At 68.9% G+C, this 19,896-nt stretch carries 15 protein-coding genes; 5 read left to right on the top strand and 10 right to left on the bottom strand.

From position 1 onward, the window contains the following. Nucleotides 1-53: 53 nt before the first annotated feature. The 4 genes from purH to HGB39_RS02130 form a co-directional block, all read right to left on the bottom strand. Nucleotides 54-1,610 carry a bifunctional phosphoribosylaminoimidazolecarboxamide formyltransferase/IMP cyclohydrolase gene (purH, locus tag HGB39_RS02145; protein ID WP_005571818.1) on the bottom strand — a complete coding sequence of 519 codons (1,557 nt, stop codon included), beginning with the start codon at nucleotides 1,608-1,610 and terminating at the stop codon, nucleotides 54-56. Further along, nucleotides 1,603-2,268, bottom strand: coding sequence for a phosphoribosylglycinamide formyltransferase (gene purN / locus HGB39_RS02140; RefSeq protein WP_005259970.1), 666 nt, complete (start codon nucleotides 2,266-2,268; stop codon nucleotides 1,603-1,605). Before purN ends, purH begins: the two co-directional genes overlap by 8 nt. Nucleotides 2,269-2,337: 69 nt before the next feature. Next, entirely contained in the window at nucleotides 2,338-3,861 is a 1,524-nt protein-coding gene (locus HGB39_RS02135) for a cell division protein PerM (protein WP_054246445.1), read from the bottom strand. Between the two features lie 111 nt (nucleotides 3,862-3,972). Beyond that, nucleotides 3,973-5,064, bottom strand: a complete 1,092-nt coding sequence (locus tag HGB39_RS02130) for a DUF5336 domain-containing protein (RefSeq protein ID WP_005570342.1) — start codon at nucleotides 5,062-5,064, stop codon at nucleotides 3,973-3,975. A gap of 126 nt (nucleotides 5,065-5,190) precedes the next feature. Between HGB39_RS02130 and HGB39_RS02125 the strand changes: the two genes are divergently transcribed. Continuing rightward, nucleotides 5,191-5,817 (top strand): IMPACT family protein, encoded by a 627-nt coding sequence (locus HGB39_RS02125; protein WP_005259975.1) that lies wholly within the window; start codon nucleotides 5,191-5,193, stop codon nucleotides 5,815-5,817. A gap of 60 nt (nucleotides 5,818-5,877) precedes the next feature. Here HGB39_RS02125 and sucD read toward each other — a convergent pair whose 3' ends face one another. The 3 genes from sucD to HGB39_RS02110 form a co-directional block, all read right to left on the bottom strand. Beyond that, nucleotides 5,878-6,780: a succinate--CoA ligase subunit alpha gene (gene sucD, locus HGB39_RS02120; RefSeq protein ID WP_005238543.1), complete on the bottom strand. Its 903-nt coding sequence runs from the start codon at nucleotides 6,778-6,780 to the stop codon at nucleotides 5,878-5,880. A gap of 15 nt (nucleotides 6,781-6,795) precedes the next feature. After that, nucleotides 6,796-7,965 (bottom strand): ADP-forming succinate--CoA ligase subunit beta, encoded by a 1,170-nt coding sequence (gene sucC / locus HGB39_RS02115; RefSeq protein ID WP_005238541.1) that lies wholly within the window; start codon nucleotides 7,963-7,965, stop codon nucleotides 6,796-6,798. A 193-nt stretch (nucleotides 7,966-8,158) separates the two neighbouring features. Next, entirely contained in the window at nucleotides 8,159-10,111 is a 1,953-nt protein-coding gene (locus HGB39_RS02110) for a hypothetical protein (RefSeq protein WP_064080771.1), read from the bottom strand. A 230-nt stretch (nucleotides 10,112-10,341) separates the two neighbouring features. On the opposite strand from HGB39_RS02110, the gene HGB39_RS02105 reads away from it, so the two are divergent. Next, nucleotides 10,342-11,403, top strand: coding sequence for a M23 family metallopeptidase (locus HGB39_RS02105; protein ID WP_043788909.1), 1,062 nt, complete (start codon nucleotides 10,342-10,344; stop codon nucleotides 11,401-11,403). A gap of 75 nt (nucleotides 11,404-11,478) precedes the next feature. Here HGB39_RS02105 and pcrA read toward each other — a convergent pair whose 3' ends face one another. Continuing rightward, the gene (pcrA, locus tag HGB39_RS02100) at nucleotides 11,479-13,965 is read right to left on the bottom strand and encodes a DNA helicase PcrA (protein WP_168442917.1); all 2,487 of its coding nucleotides are present in this window, start codon (nucleotides 13,963-13,965) and stop codon (nucleotides 11,479-11,481) included. A gap of 273 nt (nucleotides 13,966-14,238) precedes the next feature. Between pcrA and HGB39_RS02095 the strand changes: the two genes are divergently transcribed. Next, nucleotides 14,239-14,535: a chorismate mutase gene (locus tag HGB39_RS02095; protein WP_005238528.1), complete on the top strand. Its 297-nt coding sequence runs from the start codon at nucleotides 14,239-14,241 to the stop codon at nucleotides 14,533-14,535. Nucleotides 14,536-14,573: 38 nt separating this feature from the next. On the opposite strand, the gene HGB39_RS02090 is transcribed toward HGB39_RS02095, so the two are convergent. Further along, entirely contained in the window at nucleotides 14,574-16,028 is a 1,455-nt protein-coding gene (locus HGB39_RS02090) for an NAD-dependent succinate-semialdehyde dehydrogenase (RefSeq protein ID WP_005561941.1), read from the bottom strand. A 69-nt stretch (nucleotides 16,029-16,097) separates the two neighbouring features. Here HGB39_RS02090 and pgi point away from each other — a divergent pair, with 69 nt between their 5' ends. After that, the gene (pgi, locus tag HGB39_RS02085; RefSeq protein WP_005561939.1) at nucleotides 16,098-17,750 is read left to right on the top strand and encodes a glucose-6-phosphate isomerase; all 1,653 of its coding nucleotides are present in this window, start codon (nucleotides 16,098-16,100) and stop codon (nucleotides 17,748-17,750) included. Between the two features lies 1 nt (nucleotide 17,751). Here the strand turns inward: pgi and HGB39_RS02080 are convergent, their stop codons facing one another. Continuing rightward, complete coding sequence (locus HGB39_RS02080; RefSeq protein ID WP_037204797.1) at nucleotides 17,752-18,531, bottom strand: FAD:protein FMN transferase; 780 nt, start codon at nucleotides 18,529-18,531, stop codon at nucleotides 17,752-17,754. Between the two features lie 104 nt (nucleotides 18,532-18,635). Here HGB39_RS02080 and HGB39_RS02075 point away from each other — a divergent pair, with 104 nt between their 5' ends. After that, nucleotides 18,636-19,895: a non-ribosomal peptide synthetase family protein gene (locus HGB39_RS02075; RefSeq protein WP_081276690.1), complete on the top strand. Its 1,260-nt coding sequence runs from the start codon at nucleotides 18,636-18,638 to the stop codon at nucleotides 19,893-19,895. The last annotated feature ends 1 nt before the right edge of the window (nucleotide 19,896 follow it).

Below are 19,896 nucleotides of genomic sequence, written 5' to 3'. Positions count from 1 at the left end.
ACGCAGAACGGGCCCCGGCATGATGCCAAGGCCCGTTCGAGAGTTGCCGAACGCTAGTGCGCGAAGTGCCGCGCGCCCGTCAGGTACATGGTGACGCCGGCTTCCTTGGCCGCATCGATCACCTCGTTGTCGCGGACGGAACCACCCGGCTGCACGACTGCCTTGACGCCGGCGTTCGCGAGCACCTGCAGTCCGTCGGGGAACGGGAAGAACGCGTCCGACGCGCCCACCGACCCGACCACCCGGTCACCGGCCCGCTGCACCGCGAGGTGCGCGGAGTCGACGCGGTTGACCTGGCCCATGCCGACGCCGACCGACGCACCGTCGGAAGCGAGCAGGATGGCGTTGGACTTCACCGATCGGCACGCGCGCCACGCGAACTCGAGATCCTTCAAGGTCTGTTCGTCGGCGGCGTCGCCGACGGCCAGCGTCCAGTTGGCCGGGTCGTCGCCCTCGGCGTCGAGCACGTCGCGCTCCTGCAGGAGCGCTCCACCGGACACGGGACGCAGTTCGATTCCCGTCGCGGTCGGTGCCTCGGCGAGGAGGACGCGGATGTTCTTCTTGCGTTGCAGCACTCCGAGCGCACCGTCCGCGTAGGACGGGGCGATGATCACCTCGGTGAAGATCTCGGCAACCTGCTCGGCCATCTCGACGGTGATCTCGCGGTTCGCGGCGATGACTCCGCCGTATGCGCTGACCGGGTCGCAGGCGTGCGCCTTGCGGTGTGCCTCGGCGATGTCGGCTCCGACCGCGATGCCACACGGGTTCGCGTGCTTGATGATCGCGACAGCCGGCTCGCTGAAGTCGAACGCCGCACGCCAGGCTGCGTCGCCGTCGGTGTAGTTGTTGTACGACATTTCCTTGCCGTGCAACTGTTCCGCCTGAGCCAGACCGGCCGGGGCGGCGGGGTTCACGTAGAGGGCCGCGGCCTGGTGGGGGTTCTCGCCGTACCGCAGGACAGCCGAGCGGTCCCAGGTGGCGCCTGCCCACTCGGGGAACTGGGAGTCACCCGGTTCGACCAGCGTGGACGTCATCCAGCTGGCGACCGCGACGTCGTACGACGCGGTGTGCTGGAACGCCTGCGCAGCGAGGGCGGTGCGCTCGGGCAGCGTGAAACCGCCGTCGGCGACCGCGGTGAGCACGTCGTCGTAGCGGGCGGGATCCACCACGACCGCGACCGACGGGTGGTTCTTCGCGGCGGCACGCACCATGGACGGTCCGCCGATGTCGATCTGCTCGACGCACTCGTCTGGGGTCGCCCCCGATGCGACGGTCTGCGTGAACGGGTACAGGTTCACGACCACCAGCTGGAACGCCTCGATGCCGAGTTCCTCGAGCTGCGCGAGGTGCTCCGGCTTCCGGGTGTCGGCGAGGACGCCGGCGTGCACCCGCGGGTGCAGCGTCTTGACCCGGCCCTCGAGGCATTCGGGGAAGCCCGTCAGCGCCTCGACGGGGGTGACCGGGATGCCGGCGTCGGCGATCTTCGCTGCAGTCGACCCTGTCGACACCAGCTCGACGCCTGCCTTGTGCAGGCCCGTAGCCAGTTCGACCAGACCGGTCTTGTCGTAGACGCTGACGAGCGCTCGGCGTACTGCCTTGCGTTCACTCACTGGGGATCACGGCCTTTCGTCCATCGGAAACAACTCCACGGGTGGCGACAGCGGCGATGACGTCCGCCAACAACCGTCGCTCCACAGTCTTGATGCGCTCGTGCAGGGTCGACTCGTCGTCGCCGTCGAGCACCGGCACGGGTTCCTGCGCCAGGATCGGGCCGGTGTCGACACCGGCGTCCACGAGGTGGACGGTCGATCCCGACACCTTCACGCCGTAGGCCAGCGCATCCGGGACCGCATGCGCGCCGGGGAATGCGGGCAGCAACGCGGGATGCGTGTTGATGATGCGACCGCCGAAGCGCTCCAGGAAGGCGGGACCGAGGATCTTCATGAAACCCGCCGACACGACGAGCGACGGCTGGTGGGACGCGACGGCCTCGGTCAGCGCGACGTCCCAGGCGGCACGGTCGGCGTGGTCGCGCAGGCTCACCCGGAAGTGGGGAATGTCCGCCGCGTTCGCGTGGGAGGTCGCATCACAGTCGCGGTCGACGCCGACGGCGACGATCTCGGCGGGATACCCGTCCGTGTGTGTTGCTTCGATCAGCGACCTCAGGAGGGTTCCCGCACCGGAGGCGAGTACGACGATCCGCGCCGGCGAACCGGTCGTGGGCCTCAGGTGGTCACGCGAGGAAGTCAGCGCACTACTCCTGAACAATCGAAAGGCCGGGTGAATCGAAAGACGGGCAAAAAATGGGGGCGGTCGCATCGTCGACCGACCAAGAGCCTAGTCGCTGGGGGTTGCGGGCCCTCGGGGCAGGTCGGCTTCCGGGCTCTCGGCGGCGTCTGCGGACCCCTCGGGTTCGTCCGTCGGCGTGTCTTCCTCGACCTCTGCGTCCACCACGACCTCGGCGTCGGCGCCGGTGTCCTGCGGTGCAACCGGCGCTGCCGGCGCTTCGGTCTCGTCGACGAGTTCGGCTTCGATCACCCGACTCGGCGCGACGTGTTCGGCGACCACCGGTTCCTCGGTGATCGGGGCGGCGATTGCCGGAACCTCCTCCGCGCCGGGAAGATGCGGCTCCTCGTCCTCGGTGTCGGCGTCGTCCTCGTCCACGGCGCCCCGGCTCCGATGCCAGGCCACGACCACCGCTGTCACCGCGCCCGCGAGTCCGAGCCACGCGAACGTGAGCAGTCCGAACGCCCACCAGTGCAGCTCGACCGTTCCGAATGCGCCGAGCCTGCCACCGGACACGAGGCCGAGCACCGCCGTCACCACGCCCACCCCCGCGGCGGCGGTCAGCACGGTGAACAGCGCTTCCTGCCCGGCGACGCGACGCCCGCAGTCGCGTCCGAGCATCACACCGATCAGCAACGGAATCACCAGCAGCGCGGGCCAGGCACCACCCGACACCCCGTCGGGAACGGCGCCGAGCAGCGGCAACGGCGGCAGCGAACCACCGACGTTCCCGAACACGCTGACCGAGACGTCCCCGATCTGCGCGGTCCCTCCGATGACCGCGGCCGCGGCACCCACCACGACGTTCGGCAGGTACAGCACCGACAGGATCGTCAGTCCGAGCAGTCCGACGACGCCGTCGCCGCGTTCGAGCAGCGAGCCGACCGTCGACCACTCCATCAGCAGCGAGATCGTGACCATGACCGCGCCGGCACCGAGAATCGCCGTCAACGCGCGCAGTCCCGGCCGCACCGCGTCCCGGACCCACGACGGAACCTGCGCACCGAGCGTCGGCCACATCGCGACCGTCACACCGATCGCCGATGCAAGCAGGTGCACGAACAGCACCCACCCGAACGCGGCGAGCGCGTTCGGGGAGGACAACGGGATGACCGCCGACGCGTCCGCGATGACGGCGAGGCTGATGGCCGTCACGACCAGCGGTCCGGCCACCGCAGCGCCGATCACCTGCAGAGCGTGCCGCCGCGAGGACGCCGGGTGCACCACGGCGGCGCATCCGCGGGCGACGACCCACATCATCCCGGCTGTCGGGATCAGCGGGAGGACACCGAGTGACGTGCCGTCGATCGTCAACGGCACCTGGTGAATCGCCAGCCACGACGCCGCGATGGCACCGAACGTTCCGGTGAGGTCGCTGTTCGCCGCCACCAGCGTGACGACGATGAGTGCGGACAACAGGACGACGGTGACGCCCGCGGGCCGGAACGCGACCGCGAGCAGCGCCCGCATCTCGTCGGCGTCGGGCACGGGTCGCTGTCGCGGGACTTGCCGCTCGTCATCACCGACGGCTCGCCGTCGTGCACCCTGTGCGACGCGCTGCGCACGATCAACCAAAGAACTCATCCCCTCGAGAGTGGCACTCCGACGCCGCGGCGGCGGTCAGGCGCGCCGCACAGAAGTGGCCTCCGACCACGTTGGGTCAGAGGCCACCTGCTGGTTGGGCCGCTACTTGTCGTCCCTGTCGGCGCGCGTGTCGAACGCCTGGGTCGGCGCGCTGTAGCCCTCCGATTCGGACTTCTCGGCCGAGTCTGCCGACTTCGCCTCGGTGGAAGGCTGCTCGCCGTACTCGAGCGTGCGCTCCACGGGGGACGACTCGGACTGCGAGCCGTACGCGGGCGCCGCGTGCTGCGCGGAACCGTAACTGGTGCCGGCCGGGTACTGCGAGCTGGGCGTTCCGGTGGACTGCGACGGGCTCGACGGCTGCGAGTACCCCTGGTACTGCGGCTGCTGGTAGGCGGCGGTCGGGGCGTCGTACGACGCGGACCCGGCACCCGCCGCGGCTCCGTAACCCGGCTGCTGGGGCTGCCCGTAGCCCTGACCGTAGCCGGTCTGGCTCTGCGAGGGCTGACCCTGCTGGCCGTAACCCTGCTGGCCGTAGCCGGGCTGGTTCTGCTGGCCGTAGCCGGGCTGCGACTGACTCTGCCCGTAGCCCTGCGGGGCGCTCTGACCGTAGCCCTGGGGCGGCTGTCCGTACGACTGCTGCGGGCCCTGCCCGTAGCCCTGCGGGGCGCCCTGGCCGTAACCCTGCGGCGCCTGACCGGGCTGACCGGGCTGACCGGGCTGACCGGGCTGACCGAAGCCCGCGGCTGCGGCCGGCTTGGGCGCCGGCTGCTTCAGGAGTCCGATGTCGAACAGCGTGGCCGCGACGGCCACGGCCGACTGGATGAATCCGAGAACGAGGATCAGGATTGCGCCCCAACCCGAATCCGCGTCGACGTTGAGGAAAACGAACAACGCGACAACCCAGCCCGCGACGGACGCCGCTGCTGCCGCGCCCGCGTAGGACTGCTTCGGAAGGAGCGAGACTGCCGCGAGGAGACCACCGAGGAACAGGAGGCCGAGCCCGTCCGTGTTGGCTTCGAACGAGTTCACGGACTCTCGCGCCAACGTGGCGTACGGGGCGAACCCGAGCAGTAGGTTGAGGACACCGAGAACTGCGACACCGATCAGAAGGAAGAAGCCCAGGCCTTTCGGTTCTCCCCCTGCAGTCGGTTGCGCGGGCGGACCGTAACTCGGTCCTCCGGGCGTGAACGTCATGACTTCTCCTAGTCGACAAGTGGTCGTCTGCGTGCGCTCTTCCGACGCTAGCCTACGTATACCCGTCGGTCACTGCCGTCACTCGCGGCCCGCGGCACCGGGAACAGCGCAGGAGACAATGGTTCTGTGCCGTACACCCTCGCTCCCCACACCGCCGATCTCACCCTGGAGACGGAGGTGAAGCACTCACGTTTCATCGCCGCGCTGCGGCGCGTCGAGGACGCCGAGGCGGCGCAGGCCTTCGTCCAGGATCGGCGGCGGGCGTATCCCGATGCGCGACATCACTGTTCGGCGTACATCATCGGAAACGGCCCCAGCGACCGGGTCGAGCGCGCGAGCGACGACGGCGAACCCGGTGGCACCGCGGGCATTCCGATGCTGCAGGTACTCAAGGCCCGTGATCTCGTCGACGTCACGGTGGTCGTGACACGGTACTTCGGGGGAATCAAGCTGGGCGCGGGCGGACTGGTGCGCGCCTACTCCGGCGCGGTGGCCACAGCGGTCGATGCCGCACCCCTCGTGCGGAGGGAACTTCGCCACCTGCACACCCTCGCCGTCGGCCACGCCGAGGCGGGACGCGTCGAGTCGGAGTTGCGTGGGCGGGGCGTCGTCGTGGTGGACACGACATACGGGGAATCCGCGGTCCTCACCCTCGCGGCGCGGGACTCGGCGGAGTTGGCCGATCTGGTCGCTGCCGTCACGTCGGGGACGGGGACACTCGATCCGGCCGGGGAGATGTGGGTCGATGCCTGAACGGCCCGTGCGCCTTTCCGGTAGCGGGAGCTACCAAAAAGGCGCACGGGCGCGGAGCGCCTAGGCCTGGACGGTCAGGCTCTGCAGGATCTCGCGAGCGAGCGCAGCGGTCTCGGACGGCGTCTTGCCGACCTTCACGCCGGCAGCCTCGAGGGCGTCCTTCTTGGCCTGCGCGGTGCCCGAGGAACCGGAGACGATGGCGCCTGCGTGGCCCATGGTCTTGCCCTCGGGAGCGGTGAAGCCCGCGACGTAGCCGACGACCGGCTTCGTGACGTTCGCCTTGATGTAGTCGGCGGCACGCTCCTCGGCGTCGCCACCGATCTCACCGATCATCACGATGACCTTGGTCTCGGGGTCCTTCTCGAACGCCTCGATGGCGTCGATGTGGGTGGTGCCGATGACCGGGTCGCCGCCGATGCCGATGGCGGTGGAGAAGCCGAAGTCACGCAGCTCGAACATCATCTGGTAGGTCAGCGTGCCGGACTTGGACACGAGACCGATCGGGCCGGTGCCCGCGATGTTGGCCGGGGTGATGCCGACCAGCGACTCGCCGGGGGTGATGATGCCGGGGCAGTTGGGTCCGATGATGCGGGTCTTGTTGCCCTTGGAGACGTTGTACGCCCAGGCGTACGCCGAGTCCTGCACCGGGATGCCCTCGGTGATGACCACGAGCAGCGGGATCTCCGCGTCGATGGCCTCGACGATGGCGTCCTTGGCGAAGGCCGGGGGAACGAACGCGATGGAGACGTCCGCGCCGGTCTTCTCGATGGCCTCGGCGACGGTGCCGAAGACGGGCAGCTCGACGCCGCCGTCGTGGGTGACGGTGGTGCCGGCCTTACGGGCGTTGACACCGCCGACGACCTGGGTGCCGGCCTTGAGCATCAGCGCGGTGTGCTTCGTGCCCTCGCCGCCGGTGATGCCCTGGACGATGACCTTGGAGTCCTTGGTCAGGAAGATAGCCATGTTTTTTGAGTCCCTTTACTTTGCGGCGAAGGCCAGCTCGGCAGCCTTGTCGGCGGCCTCGTCCATGGTTCCGACGACCGTGACCAGCGGGTGGGCGGCCTCGGCGAGGATACGACGACCCTCTTCGACGTTGTTGCCGTCCAGTCGGACGACCAGCGGCTTGTTGGCCTCGTCCCCGAGCGTCTTCAGGGCGCCGACGATGCCGTTGGCGACCGCGTCACACGCGGTGATGCCACCGAAAACGTTCACGAACACGCTCTTGACCTGCGCGTCGTTCAGGATGACGTCCAGGCCGTTCGCCATGACCTCTGCGGAGGCGCCGCCACCGATGTCGAGGAAGTTGGCCGGCTTCACGCCACCGTGCTTCTCACCGGCGTACGCGACGACGTCCAGGGTCGACATGACCAGGCCGGCGCCGTTACCGATGATGCCGACCTCACCGTCGAGCTTGACGTAGTTGAGGTCGTTTTCCTTGGCCTTGAGCTCGAGCGGGTCCGTGGCGTCCTTGTCCTCGAACGCCTCGTGGCCGGGCTGACGGAACGCAGCGTTCTCGTCGAGCGTGACCTTGCCGTCGAGTGCGAGGATCTGGTCGTCCGGCGTGCGGACGAGCGGGTTGACCTCGACGAGGAGAGCGTCTTCGTTGATGAAGACCTCCCACAGCTTCTGGATCGTCACGGCCGCTGCGTCGAGCACCTCGGCGGGCAGCTTTCCTGCCTCGGCGATGCTGCGCGCGAACGCGAGGTCGACACCCTTGACGGCGTCCACGGGGATCTTCGCGAGAGCGTCGGGGTTCTCCTCGGCGGTGACCTCGATCTCGACGCCACCCTCGACCGAGCACATGGCCAGGTAGGTGCGGTTGGTGCGGTCGAGCAGGAAGGAGATGTAGTACTCCTCGGCGATGTCACTCGCCTCTGCGACCAGCAGCTTCTTGACGACATGACCCTTGATGTCGAGGCCCAGGATCGCCTCGGCGTTGGCCTGGGCGGCATCGGCGTCGGCGGAGTACTTGACGCCACCGGCCTTGCCGCGGCCTCCGACCTTGACCTGCGCCTTGACCATCACGGGCTTGCCGATTTCTTCGGCAATCTCGCGTGCGCCGGCGACCGTGTCGGTAACACGCCCAGCCGAAGTCGGCACCTCGTGCTTGGCGAAGAGTTCCTTCGCCTGGTATTCGAAGAGATCCATCTGCTCACCGTCTCGTCTGCGTTGACACCCGCTCGAGGGGTAGGAGCGGGTCTGTTTTGGACTTTAACCAGTTGCCGGGCCCGGTCTGCGGCCGCGTGTCTGCTATGTGGTCCACATCACGCGATAACACGCATTGAGGCGAGCCTCACCAGAAGTACTGAGGCGAGCCTCACCGCGGTCGACGGGGCGGACCTCACCGATTTCTGCTGCGTGTCGTGAGGGCCGCGGCAGCCGCAATCAACACTATGCCCACGGTTGTCGGGACGACACCGGCCCCCATTGAGGGATCGGTCACCCGGGCCGCGGTGAGCGGCCACGACAGGAGGTATACCCCCACCACAACGGCCGAACCGAGCAGGAGTGCCACCGCCCGGGCCGGGCGGGCACGTGAGGCGACGATCACTGCGAGGACCACCGCGACGCCCAGTAGGACGCGCCCCCACACGTCGAGGTTCCACGGGAACTCCGCGAACGACGCGGGCGCGTAGTCGTCGCCGCGTGCATCGGTCCCGTGGAAGAGCGGCAGTCCCAGTCCGACGAACGCGGCGACCGCCCCGAGACCCCCGACCGCGAGGACCGCGATCGAGGTGGACGGCTCCTCGGACGTGTCGATCTCCTCGCGTTCCGCCGAACCGGCGAACCACGTCAGCACGCCGGTAACGCCGGCGGTGACGGCCGCACACCACAGCAGCGCGGCACCGATTCCGGCGCCGATTCCGGGGACGTCGGTGGCGAGCACGACGGACTGCGACACCGAGGCGACGGAGAACGGGATCGTCACCCACAGCACTCCGACCGCGGGCCGGACGGTGGAGGCGAACTCCGACAGCAGCAGCCAGACGCAGCCGACGACGAGCACGAGGGCGGCCACGAGCACGACCCGGGTGGCGTAGATGTCGGGGCGCACGGCGTCGGCCGGGATGTCGAGGACGGGGAGCAGGGCACCGGCGGCGGCCAGCACGGCGGTGACGATTCCGGTGGTCCCGGCGGCGACGTGCCAGCGGGCGATCCGAGCGCGGGCCGCGGCGGCCTCGGCTCGCAGCGCCGCCTTGGCGACGCCCTTCGCGGACGGGGTGACGGCCCCCTTCTTCGCCTGGCCGCCCTGAGCAGGCGCGGACGACGAGGGTGTGGCGAGCGTCTTCAGGATCCTGGTGTCGCGAGCCCGGTCGACCATCGGGATGCAGACACCGACGAGTACGAGGACACCGGCGCCGACGGTCCCCCACACCGCGCCGGGCCCGGGCTGGATCCGTTCGCCCGCGGCGAGTCCGGCCACCAGGCGCGTCCCGACCACGCCGAGCGCGGCCAGACCTGCCCCGACGAGCGCACCGGACGCCACGGGCGGCGAGATGGACGCCAGTGCGGAGGCGACCACGATCAGAACGGCCGCCGCCAGGACCCCGGCGCCCGCGGACGCAGCCAGATCCGACTCCACGACCGTCGGGACGAGGATGACCGGATCCTCGGATACGAAGGCGGGCGCGAACAGCGCGCCGACGAGCACGACGGCGGCGACCACCGCGACCGCGGACGGCAGGAATCCGACACGGGCGCCCGTCGCCCGTCCGACCTGTTCGGAGCTGCGGGCGTCGCCGTAACCGTCCATCAGCGATTCCCGGTGGACCGCGACCATGCCGAGGAGGCCGGCGAAGGCGATCAGCAGGTGTCCGGCGAGGGCGGCGTACGCGCCGGGCCCGGCGGCGAGCTCGGCCGCCGTCTCGGGCCGGAACAGTTCGAGTCGATTAGCGTCGATGGCGTCCGTCCACAGCTGTGTGTCGAGCACGGCAGCGCCGAGGGACACCGCACCGGCACCGGCCAGCAGCGCACCCGCCACCGCAGTGCGCCGGGCGACAAGCGCGGGGACGGCGAGAACGGGTGCCGCGACGGCGAAGACCGCAGCCCACAGCGCGGCTGCGCCGATCGCCGACGGCGCGGCCACCCCGTCGGCCGAACGGACGGCGTGCAGCACGGGCGCCGAGGCCACTCCCACACCCCCGACGAGACCCAGGACGACCGCGAGCACGCACCCCCGGCGCGCACGGGCGGGATCGGGCTCCTCGACGGCCGTCCGACCGGTGCCGCCGGACGAGGGAATACGTTCGGGCTCGGCCCTACGCCCGTCCGGAGATCGAGTTGATGACGCCACAGGCCGACGCTAGCGCTAACCCACTGCCTCCCCCGCGTTGTGACACGCGCATTCAGGGGCGAGATTGAACCGAGACGAAAAGTGGGTTCGACGTTTCCCCAGCTCAGTTTGTGATGCCCGTCACATGTAGCCGTTCCTCCGCGTTACAGGTTGCGCGCATCGCAACCGTTTCGTTACCGTCGCCAGGGTCCAAGTCACAGGCAGGTCACGAGCAGGAGGGGGACGGGCGTATGCACCATCGCAGCCAGTTCACGGCCAGCCGTTTTGTGAGTCACCACGATGACGAGTTACGGGGTCACAACGACGAAGTCGCGCCCACGTACCCCTCGAGGTCGGTCGAGCGTTATCCCGAGACCGATAGTTCTGAGATTTCACGCATGCTCTTCCGCAATTCGCAGTCCACACGCTCCACCCCCGACAGCGTCGACGCCGGCAACGGCTTCGAGACCGTCGACACCGAGTCCGAGATTCCCGGCTTCACCCCCCGCAGCGGTTCCGAGTCCTTCGAGGGCGCACCCTCCCACTCCCGCCGCGGAGCCCACCGCATCCCGACTCCCCCCTCAGCTCTCAAAGGTCGCGCCGCAGTCCTCGCAGTCGCAGCGGGCGCCGTAGTCGCCGCAGGCCAGGCCGCCGTCACCAGCGGATCGTCCAGCTCCTCCGATCACTCCGAGGTCGCCCTCGCCAGTGACGAGTCGAGCACCATCGGAACCACCGCCGAGCCGCAGGCCGCGCAGTTCTCCACGGTCGCCGACACCGCCGCGTCCGAGTCGAACGCCCCGCAGGTCCTCAACATCGCGAACCCGACCGACCTGTCACAGTTCAGCAACCTTCTCGCCAAGGGACAGCGTTTCAGCGAAGAGCGCGCCGCCCGCGAAGCCGCTGCCCGCCGCCCCCTGTTCGTCCTCCCCGCCGTGGGAACCTTCACCTCCAACTTCGGAAGCCGCTGGGGCACGCTGCACGCGGGCGTCGACATCGCCGCCCCCATCGGCACCCCCATCGTGGCCGTCGCCGACGGCGAGGTCATCGACTCGGGTCCTGCTTCCGGGTTCGGCATGTGGGTCCGCCTCAAGCACGCCGACGGCACCATCACCGTCTACGGCCACATCAACACCTCCACCGTCACCGTCGGCCAGAAGGTCATGGCGGGCGACCAGATCGCCACCGTCGGCAACCGCGGCTTCTCCACCGGCCCGCACCTGCACTTCGAGGTCCACCTCGCCGGCGAGAACAAGATCGATCCCCTCCCCTGGCTGGCCTCCCGCGGCATCAGTCTCGGCACCGAGATGGACTGACCGAAACCCTTCGGCTCCACCCGAACACACGACTGTGGCGCATGCATTGCATGCGCCGCAGTCGTTTCGTCGTCGCTACAGCTTGACCATCGGGACGCCACCGATCAGCATCAGCCGGACCTTGCCCGCGCTGCCGAAATCGATGGTGACCGTCGCGGTCGGGCCGGCGCCCTTGGTCTCGAGGACCGTGCCGAGGCCGTACTTGTCGTGACTGACACGGTCGCCGACCGTGAGCACCAGGTTGTTGTTGCGGGAACGGGCGGCGCCGAAGCTCGGCGTGCCTGCCGACCCGCCGCCGTAACCGGAACCGCCGCCGAAGCCCTGACCGCCGTATCCCGATCCACGCGCACGGCCACCGCCGATCGCACCACCGGAACCGATACCGGTGCCCGGGTCCTCACGGCGCCAGTGCACGAGATCCGACGGGATCTCCTGCAGGAACCGCGACTCCGGGTTCTGGATGGGCTGGCCCCACGCCGACCGCATGACGGCCCGTGTCAGATACAGCCGCTGCCGGGCACGGGTGATGCCGACGTACGCGAGCCGGCGCTCCTCCGACAGTTCCGTGGGGTCGCCGAGCGCCCGCATGTGCGGGAACTGACCGTCTTCCCACCCGGTGACGAAGACGACGGGGAACTCGAGCCCCTTCGCGGTGTGCAGGGTCATCAGCGTGACGACGCCCTCGTCGTTGTCGGGCAGCTGATCGGAGTCCGCGACCAGGGACACCCGTTCGAGGAACGCGGCGAGGGAACCGGGATCGGGTTCACCGTCCCGGGCGTCGACGTCGCCGTCCTCCGGCGGTTCCACGAGGCCCGCCGCGTTCCGCGCGTCGGAGCTGAACTCACGCGCCACGCTCACGAGTTCGTTGAGGTTGTCGAGACGCGCCCCGTCCTGAGGGTCACTGCTCGCCGCGAGCTCGGCGCGGTAGCCCGTCCGCTCCAGGACCGCCTCGACGACGTCGCCGATGTCGCCGAGCTGGTCGGGGACGACGTCATCCACAGTGGTCTCCGGCGGGAGCATCACCCGCAGTCCGTCCATGAGCTCGAGGAACGACGCGATGGCCTTCTGGGAACGGGTGTTCAGCAGCGGTACGCGACCCTCACCGCCGTCCCGCAGCGCCTCCGCGAAGCTGATGCCCCGTTGCTCGGAGTGGACGGCCACACAGGCCTCGGCGCGGTCGCCGATGCCGCGGCGGGGCGTGTTGAGGATCCGGCGCAGGCTGACGGTGTCGTCCTCGTTCGCGAGGACACGGAGATACGCGACGATGTCGCGCACCTCCTTGCGCTCGTAGAACCGCACTCCGCCGACGACCTTGTACGGAACGCCGAGCCGGATGAAGATCTCTTCGAGGGCACGCGACGAGTTGTTGGTGCGGTAGAACACGGCGACGTCACCGAACTTGGCGTCGCCGGAATCGACGAGCTTGTCGATCTCGGAGGCCACGAACGACGCCTCGTCGTGCTCGTTGTCCGCGACGTAGCCGGTGATGAGCTCACCCTCGCCCGAATCGGTCCACAGCCGCTTCTCACGCCGGCCGGTGTTCTTCGAGATCACCGAGTTGGCCGCCGACAGAATGTTCTGAGTGGAGCGGTAGTTCTGCTCCAGCAGGATGGTGCGGGCGTCCGGGTAGTCGCGCTCGAACTCCTCGATATTGCGGATCGTGGCGCCGCGGAACGCGTAGATCGACTGATCCGCGTCACCCACCACGCACAGCTCGGCCGGGGCGACCCGGTGGTCCGCGTCCTCGCCGTCGGCGGTGCCGCCGACCAGTTCACGCACCAGCATGTACTGGGCGTGGTTCGTGTCCTGGTACTCGTCGACCAGCACGTGGCGGAACCGCCGCCGGTAGTACTCGGCCACCTGGGGGAACGCCTGCAGCATCGCGACCGTCTCGCCGATCAGGTCGTCGAAGTCCAGCGCGTTCGCCGACCGCAACCGCTGCTGGTAGTGCCCGTACACCTTGGCGATCAGCCGCGGCAGTTCCGCCGGATCCTTGTCGGCGTCGGCGCTCGCCTGCTCCGGGTCGACGAGCTCGTTCTTGAGATTCGAGATGTGGGTGGCGAGCAGCCGCGCCGAATAGCGCTTGGTGTCGATGTTCAGATCCTTGGCGATCATCGTCAGGAGCCGCCGCGAATCGTCCGCGTCGTAGATGGAGAAGTTCGAGTTGAGGCCGGGGAGCAGCGCCGCCTGGGCTCGCAGGATCCGCACGCAGCTGGAGTGGAACGTGGACACCCATATGCTGTTGGCCCTGGGGCCTACGAGGTGGGCGACGCGTTCCCGCATCTCCGCGGCAGCCTTGTTGGTGAACGTGATGGCCAGGATCTGACCGGGCATCACCCCCCGCTCGGCCAGCAGATATGCGATACGGCGGGTGAGCACAGCCGTTTTGCCCGAGCCCGCACCCGCGACGATCAACAGCGGAGACCCGGCGTGCACGACCGCTTCCCGTTGCGGTGGGTTGAGGCCCTGGAGGAGCACGTCCGACCCTGCGCGCGCCGGTGCGGCGGCGTGTGAAGGCGACGTGGTGCTCAGAGGAGAAGCGGTGCCGGAGATAGTGTTCATCAACTATCAAACTTACCGGCGTGTACCGACAGCGTCACAGCCGCTTGGCCTGCGCGGTACCGCCATGGCAAACTGGTACACATGTTCAGTCCGCCGTCGCGCCCCCTGTGGCGATTTCTTTACGGGTACCGGCCTCCGGTGCCCGTGAACTGAACAGCTCACGAGCCCCGAGGTCCGCACCGGATCCGGGGCTTTTTTCGTCAAACGAGCCTGGATCGGTAACGACTCGAGCCGAAACAACGATCCAAGTTCTGACAAGAGGGAGACGAACCAATGAGCACTCAGACCGTCGCATCAGCCGCCAAGGAAACCGCTGTTCCCACCAGCGAGGCCGAGATCGAGGTTCTCCGCCAGGAGATCGACAAGCTCGACGCCGAGATTCTCGCCGCTATCAAGCGCCGTGCAGAGGTCTCGCAGCTCATCGGGCGCACGCGGATGGCGTCCGGCGGTCCCCGCCTCGTCCACAGCCGTGAGATGAAGGTGCTCGAGCGGTTCAACGAGCTCGGCCAGGAAGGCCACACACTCGCCATGCTGCTGCTGCGCCTCGGGCGCGGCCGCCTCGGTCACTGATTTCCCGAAACGGCCTGCCCGTCCCCCGACGGCGGTCGTTACGGCTCGAGCGCCACGTACTTGGTCTCCAGGTACTCCTCGATGCCTTCACTGCCCCCTTCGCGCCCGAAGCCTGACGCTTTGACGCCGCCGAAGGGGGCAGCGGTGTCCGAGATGACCCCGCGGTTGATGCCGACCATGCCCGATTCGAGAGCGTCGGCCACCCGGAGTGCACGGTCCAGATCGCGGGTGAAGATGTACGACGCCAGGCCGAACTCCGTGTCGTTGGCCGCGGCGATCCCCTCCTCCTCGGTGTCGAACCCGGCGATCGCGACCACCGGTCCGAACACCTCTTCCTTCAGGATCCGCGCCTGCGCGGGGATCTCGTCCAGCACGGTCGCCGGGTAGAAGTAACCGGGACCTTCCGGGGCGACCCCGCCGAGCCGCACCCGGGCGCCGGCACCGACGGCGTCCTGCACCAGTTCCCCGACCTTCTCGAGTTGGTCCGCGTTGATCAGCGGGCCGAGCGTCGTGTCGGGATCCGTGCCGGGTCCGAGTGTGTACGAGGACAGCTTGTCGACGAGCTTCGCGGTGAACTCCTCCCGCACAGTGTTCGCGACGTGGAAGCGATTGGCCGCGGTGCAGGCCTCGCCGCCGTTGCGCATCTTGGCGAGGACGGCGCCGGCCACCGCCTTGTCCACGTCGGCGTCGTCGAAGACGACGAAGGGCGCGTTCCCGCCGAGTTCCATGGACGTGCGCAGCAGTCCCTTCGCCGATTTCTCGACGAGCATCCGCCCCACCCCGGTCGAGCCCGTGAACGTGAGCTTCCGCAGCCGGGGGTCGTCGAGCAGCGGACCGGTCACCTCCCCCGACTTCGACGTCGGCAGCACAGACAGCACGCCCTTCGGGAGCCCCGCGTCGGCCATCACCTCGGCGAGCAGGAGCATCGTCAACGGCGTCTCGGAGGCGGGTTTGACGATCATCGTGCAGCCGGCGGCCAGTGCGGGTCCGATCTTGCGCGTGCCCATCGCGAGCGGGAAGTTCCACGGTGTGATCGCCAGACACGGTCCGACGGGCTGCTTGGTCACCAGGATGCGTCCGTTCCCCGCGGGCGCCGGTGTGTAGCGGCCGGCGATACGCACGGCCTCCTCGCTGAACCACCGGAAGAACTCGGCGCCGTACTTGACCTCCGCCGCGCTCTCCGGCAGCGCCTTGCCCATCTCCAGCGTCATCAGCAGCGCGAAGTCGTCGGCCCGGGCCGTGATCTTCTCGAACACCGCGCGGAGCAGTTCCCCCCGCTCACGTGCCGGGGTCGCCGCCCACTCCCGCTGCACCGCCACCGCGGCGTCGAGCGCTTTCATCGCGTCGGCAGGGCTGGCGTCCGCAACCTCGGTCAGGGCGTCACCGGTGGCCGGGTCGAAAACGGTGAACGTGGCACCGTTCTCGGCGTCACGCTTCTCGCCGCCGAGGAAGAGGGTTGTGGGAACGGTTCGCATGAGTTCGACAGCATCCATGACGTCCATCATGCGCCGCACCGAAGTTCGCACGGAAGTTTCGACGCGCGGGCATTAAGCTCAAATCTCGTGAGCTCAGACATCACCGGAACCGCTGCCTGGCAGAAATTGCGTGATCATCACGCTCAAATTCAGTCCGTCCATCTTCGAGAACTCTTCGAGAAGGACCCGGCACGCGGGCAGGAACTCACCGTCTCGGCGGGCGACCTGTACATCGACTACAGCAAGCACCGCATCGACCGCGACACCATCGGGTTGCTCCTCGAACTGGCGCGCAGCGCCGACCTGGAGGCACGCCGGGACGCGATGTTCGCGGGCGAGCACATCAACACTTCCGAGGACCGCGCCGTCCTCCACACCGCGCTGAGGCTGCCCGCCGACGCGTCTCTCGTCGTCGACGGGCAGGACGTCGTGGCCGACGTCCACGACGTCCTCGACCGCATGGGCGACTTCACGGATCGTGTGCGCTCCGGTGAATGGCGCGGCGCGACGGGCGAGAGAATCAAGACCGTCGTCAACATCGGCATCGGCGGATCGGATCTGGGTCCGGTGATGGTGTACCGCGCGCTGCGGCACTACGCCGACGCCGGCATCAGCGTCCGGTTCATCTCCAACGTCGACCCCGCCGACCTGGTGCGCAGCCTGCAGGGCCTCGACCCGGCCACCACGCTGTTCATCGTGGCGTCCAAGACGTTCTCGACGCTCGAGACGCTCACCAACGCCACCGCCGCGCGACGCTGGCTGCTCGGCGGTCTCGGCCTCGGAAACGAAGCGGTCGCAAAGCATTTCGTCGCCGTCTCGACGCACGCGGATCGGGTGGCGGAGTTCGGTATCGACACGGCCAACATGTTCGGATTCTGGGATTGGGTGGGTGGCCGGTACTCGGTCGATTCCGCCATCGGGCTGTCGGTGATGGCGGCGATCGGCAAGGAGCGGTTCACGGAGTTCCTCGCCGGCTTCCACGCCGTGGACGAACACTTCCGCACGGCGCCGCTCGAGGAGAACGCGCCGGTCCTGCTCGGCCTGATCGGACTCTGGTACTCGAACTTCTTCGGCGCCGAATCCCGTGCCGTGCTGCCGTATTCCAACGACCTCGTGCGGTTCCCGGCCTATCTTCAGCAGTTGACGATGGAATCGAACGGCAAGTCGGTGCGCGCCGACGGCTCCCCCGTCCCCACGTCCACCGGCGAGATCTTCTGGGGCGAACCCGGCACCAACGGGCAGCACGCCTTCTACCAGCTCCTGCACCAGGGCACCCGGCTCGTCCCCTCCGATTTCATCGGTTTCGGCGAACCGACGGACGACCTGCCCACCGCGGACGGCACCGGCAGCATGCACGACCTGCTGATGAGCAACTTCTTCGCCCAGACGAAGGTCCTGGCGTTCGGCAAGACGGCCGAGGAGATCGCGGCCGAGGGGACGCCGGAGAATCTGGTGCCGCACAAGGTCATGCCCGGCAACCGGCCGTCCACCACGATTCTCGCGCCCAAGCTCACCCCGTCGGTGATCGGGCAGCTGATCGCACTGTACGAGCACCAGGTGTTCGTCGAGGGCGTCGTGTGGGGCATCGACTCGTTCGACCAGTGGGGTGTCGAGCTCGGCAAGACGCAGGCTGTGGAGCTGCAGCCGGTGCTCACCGCCGCGGATGAACCGGCCGCGCAAAGCGATTCGTCGACGGACAGCCTGGTGCGCTGGTACCGCCGTCAGCGCGGACGGGCGTGATTCACCAGCTCTCCGTGGTGTAGACCCGGCCCGACCGGTCCACCAGCCGGGCCCGCAGCTCGTGCTGTTCGATCCAGCGGATCGCACCGATACCGCGGGCGAGGGCGGCGATGCTGGCCGCGTACGCCCAGAGTGCGTCGTCGGCGATCACCGTCACCGTCTCCCACTCGGTGGCGGTGGGCGGTTCGGCAGCCGGGGGCGCGAACGCCGTCGCCATCGCAGTCCCGTTCACCAGTTCGACCTCGCCGTCGCCGGGCACCGGAATCTGCCAGCCGCCGGCGGGACAGTGCCCGGCCGTCGCGATGACGTCGCCGATACGCACGGCGGCCCCGCACTCGAGTTGGCGGGCGACCAGTTCCGCCGCCCGGTCCACCGTGTCGGCCTTGGCGGTGTCGGTGATGTCGAACGAGGCGCCCCACGGCGCGAACACGACGTCGTCGTCGATCTGGACGTCGAGGAAGCTCGGTTCCGGGTGCACGGTGGGGATCAGGTCCTCGTCGGGCGATTCGGTGGCGAGCGGGTTCACGACCCCGTCGGTCATCCGCGCGGCCCAGAGCGCCGAACGCAGCAGTGCGGACATCCGCCGGCTGACCTTCACCGGCGCGCCCTGCGAGAGGTTGACGGCGTGGATCTCGGCGTCGCCGCGGTGGATGTCGCAGACCGATTCGGCCTCGTCGATGACGGCCGCGATCAGCGCTGCGGCCTCGGGAAGCGCGGCACCTTCGGTGACGTCGACTTCCACGACCGAACCCCACACCCTCCATTTCTCGACGCTAACCATGGTGTTCTCCGTGTGCGGTCTGTGCAGCGCTGCACTTCCAGTATGCGCCGGCTGTCCAGAGGCCGGCGTCCGCGGTTCACCACGACCGGTCGTACACTTCGCTGGTGAGCGCCCGATTGAGCGTCGTCGACGAGATGTTCCTGCGCACCCATCGGGGGTGGGGAACGCCGATCGTGATGCAGGGACTGTGGCGTACCGACGGGCACGTGAATGCCTCGACCCTCGATTCCCTGAGCGCAGAGTTCGCTCGCGGACCGCTCGGCAGGCGCGTGGTGCGTCCGCGAATTCCCGGCGCGCGGCCCCGGTTCGAGCCGAGCACCGGCGCCTTCCCCGTCGAATACGCGGAGATCGAGGCCGGGACGGTCCTTGCGTGGGCGGACGAGCAGGGTTCTTTGTCGGTCGACCCCGAGCGGGGTCCCGGCTGGCGTCTGGCGTGCGCACGACCCGCTGACGGGGGCACGGTGCTGTCGCTGGTGTGTTCGCACGTGCTCGCGGATGCGCGCGGACTGGCGACAGCCATCGCCGCGGCGCTGCAGGGCCTGCCCCCGTCGACTCCGGGCGGTGCGGACGGCGCTGTCGCCGACATGTGGGACGCCACCCGGCTCGCCCGCCGCGTGACGGAGGGAACCGCGCGTGCGGTCGCCGGCCTCGTGGTGAGCGGGACCCGGCGCGCGGAACTCCGGCGCTTCTTGCACGTGAGTGGCAAAGCGTCGCCCGGCACACTTTGCCACTCACCTGTGTCGGCGGTGCTGGACGTGGACGCCGAACGGTGGGATGCCGCCGCGGAGCGGGCAGGCGGAACCCCGAACAGCCTGTTCCTGGCCGTGGTGGCCGAGTTGGCGCGGCGGGACGGCGAATCCCGGCCGCTCACGATCAGTGTGCCGATGGACCTGCGGGGCGCGGCCACCTCGTCGGGCACCGCGAACTCCGTCGCCATGGTCGAGGTGGACGTCGGCCCGCAGGACACCGTCGCGGACGTGCGGGCTGCGAGCCGCGCGGCGTTCTCCGCGCCCGCGATGACGAGTCCGGCCGGGTTCCCGGAGGAGATGCTGCAACTGGTCCCCGACCGGGTGGCGCATGCCCTCACGGGCAACCCCGGCGAACGGGACGTGCTGTGTTCCAACATCGGACCGCTACCCGAGGCGCTCGTCTCGATCGGCGGTCACCGCGCCACCGGCATCGCCACCCGAGCCGTGCATCCGGGTGTCGTGACCAGCCGCACCCGGCTCTCCGCCTATCTCAGCCGATTCGGCGGCAGCTACACCCTCGCGCTCGAGTCGCTGGACAGTCCGGACCACGCCGCGCTGCGGGAGCGAGCGGCGAACGTCCTCGCCCGCCACGATCTCGACGCACGGAGCTGGTGAC

It is taken from the genome of Rhodococcus opacus, assembly GCF_012396235.1.
GTDB classification, from domain to species: domain Bacteria; phylum Actinomycetota; class Actinomycetes; order Mycobacteriales; family Mycobacteriaceae; genus Rhodococcus_F; species Rhodococcus_F opacus.
Note: the sequence above shows the minus strand (reverse complement) of the source record. Positions and strands in the feature narration are given on the sequence as shown.

Bases quoted from the DNA above. Each gene is read 5' to 3' on its own strand.
- HGB39_RS02130 (WP_005570342.1), bottom strand. From the start codon at position 5,064: ATGACGTTCACGCCCGGAGGACCGAGTTACGGTCCGCCCGCGCAACCG.
- sucD (WP_005238543.1), bottom strand. From the start codon at position 6,780: ATGGCTATCTTCCTGACCAAGGACTCCAAGGTCATCGTCCAGGGCATC.
- sucC (WP_005238541.1), bottom strand. From the start codon at position 7,965: ATGGATCTCTTCGAATACCAGGCGAAGGAACTCTTCGCCAAGCACGAG.
- HGB39_RS02105 (WP_043788909.1), top strand. From the start codon at position 10,342: ATGCACCATCGCAGCCAGTTCACGGCCAGCCGTTTTGTGAGTCACCAC.
- pcrA (WP_168442917.1), bottom strand. From the start codon at position 13,965: ATGAACACTATCTCCGGCACCGCTTCTCCTCTGAGCACCACGTCGCCT.
- HGB39_RS02095 (WP_005238528.1), top strand. From the start codon at position 14,239: ATGAGCACTCAGACCGTCGCATCAGCCGCCAAGGAAACCGCTGTTCCC.
- HGB39_RS02090 (WP_005561941.1), bottom strand. From the start codon at position 16,028: ATGGATGCTGTCGAACTCATGCGAACCGTTCCCACAACCCTCTTCCTC.
- HGB39_RS02080 (WP_037204797.1), bottom strand. From the start codon at position 18,531: ATGGTTAGCGTCGAGAAATGGAGGGTGTGGGGTTCGGTCGTGGAAGTC.